This window comes from Pseudomonas fluorescens, assembly GCF_902497895.1.
GTDB lineage: Bacteria > Pseudomonadota > Gammaproteobacteria > Pseudomonadales > Pseudomonadaceae > Aquipseudomonas > Aquipseudomonas fluorescens_BP.
In genome coordinates this window covers 1-1,850 of sequence record NZ_CABVHQ010000148.1, presented here as the reverse complement: position 1 = coordinate 1,850, position 1,850 = coordinate 1, and the positions used below count along the sequence as shown (strand labels likewise).

At 59.5% G+C, this 1,850-nt stretch carries 3 protein-coding genes; all 3 read right to left on the bottom strand.

The window, feature by feature from the left end; translation table 11 throughout:
- Positions 1 to 7 precede the first annotated feature (7 nt).
- Positions 8 to 364 carry a DUF4398 domain-containing protein gene (locus F8N21_RS30205; protein ID WP_150645081.1) on the bottom strand — a complete coding sequence of 119 codons (357 nt, stop codon included), beginning with the start codon at positions 362 to 364 and terminating at the stop codon, positions 8 to 10.
- A gap of 231 nt (positions 365 to 595) precedes the next feature.
- Positions 596 to 1,420: a substrate-binding periplasmic protein gene (locus tag F8N21_RS30200; RefSeq protein ID WP_150645593.1), complete on the bottom strand. Its 825-nt coding sequence runs from the start codon at positions 1,418 to 1,420 to the stop codon at positions 596 to 598.
- A 79-nt stretch (positions 1,421 to 1,499) separates the two neighbouring features.
- The coding region (locus F8N21_RS30195; protein WP_224788325.1) for an FAD-binding protein at positions 1,500 to 1,850 on the bottom strand (351 nt) is incomplete at its 5' end.

Genomic DNA, 1,850 nt, shown 5'->3' with positions numbered 1-1,850 from the left:
TTCAGGCTCATTGGGCATCCCCCAGTTGCTTGCGCAGGCGAGTGATGCGGGTATCGAGCACGTTCAATTGCTCCTGGCTTTTCAGGGTCAGGACCCGCGCCTCGGCCAGACGGGCGTCCAGTTCGGCCTGTTCAGCCCGCATGCGTGCATGCTTGAACGACAGGTCGGTCATATCGCCCTGAGCCCGGGTGTATTTGTCTTGCGCAAGCTTCAGCTCGGGCACGTCTTCAGTCGTTGCACCCACGGCCCTGGCTTGTTCCAGGGCTTGTTCGGTCAAACGCATTTGTTCATTCGGCGCCGGATCGGCTGCACAACCCGCCAGAGCCAGAACGGCCAGGGCAGCGAAAAGAGGTCGAATAGTCACACAAGATTCCTAGGGTGCGTTCTTAATAAAGGGCGGATCGCGTTGATGTTGTGGTCGTGCCAGGCAAGGCGCGGGACGCAGGAGATGCTTTTCGCCTCTTCAAGTCCCGCAACGCAGCATGGCTCGATCATAGCTTCAACCCGAAGGGCCTAGCCCCCAATGCTCTTTGTTCCTGTCTCACCCCGATTTTGGCGGGGCGACGGCGCGACCGTCATTTATTGAGGACGCACCCTATTGTTTTTGGGTGCTGGCGGGATTTTTCAACTGTGCCTTCCAACGCTCGAGATTGCGTTGCAGCACGGCTTCCGTCAGACCGGACGCGGGCAATTCTGTCATCTTTTTGGCCAACTGTCCGCGCAACCATGGGTCGTTGCAGGCAGAGTTATGGGAAACGGCGAGGAACAGCCCCGGTTTATCGATCGGTTGCGGATGAGCCAGCAGGTCTTTGGTCATGCCCAGGGTCTCGACCATGGTCATCCCCGCATAACGCCCGGCCAGCACATATTGCACTTCGCCCAAGAGCAGTTTCTGAAAGGCCTGGGTCAGGTTGGGCATAGGCACCAGGCTTAACTGCTGCTCGGCGAAAGCTCTGAATGGCTGGGTCAAACGAGATTTTTCCGACATCGCACCGGGATGACCGTGCAGGTCCTGCGCCTGGTTATAGACCAGTTGCGAGTCCTTGCGCGTCCAGACCAGATAGTCGTTTTCCATCAGCGGCGGATGAATGTAGTCCAGCGATTCCAGCTCACTGACCGTCAAGGGGGCATCGGCGAGCATGTCCATTCGTCCGCTGCGCACTTCGTCCAGGGCCTGCGAGCGCTTGCCGGCATACAGCAGTTCGACCTTGAGCCCCAGCTCAGCGGCGATCTGTTGCAACAGATCGGCACTGGCTCCGATCAAATGTTTCGGGTCTTGCGGGTCGCGCCACAGGTAAGGCGGCGCATCCGGACTGCCGGTCACCACCAGGCGCTCGCACTTGCCCGCCGCGCCCGCCAGCGAAGGCAACATCGACAGCCCCAGCAGCCAACACAAGCCGCTCCAGCGACGCAGATCCATGGCGAAACTCCCGCTCAAATCAAAGACATAAAAAAAGCCCGACCAGAAGGCCGGGCTCTTTATAAGTCAAGCCGCTGGATTAGACCAGCTTCTCGAACTCGGGTATGGCTTCGAACAAGTCCGCGACCAGGCCGTAATCAGCCACCTGGAAGATCGGTGCTTCTTCGTCCTTGTTGATCGCAACGATCACCTTGGAGTCTTTCATACCGGCCAGGTGCTGGATCGCGCCGGAGATACCGACCGCGATGTACAGCTGTGGCGCAACGATTTTGCCGGTCTGACCGACCTGCATGTCGTTCGGTACGAAACCTGCGTCGACCGCGGCGCGGGAAGCACCGACCGCCGCGCCCAGCTTGTCGGCCAGGGCGTACAGGTGTTTGAAGTTGTCGCCGTTCTGCATGCCGCGACCGCCGGAAACGACGATCTTGGC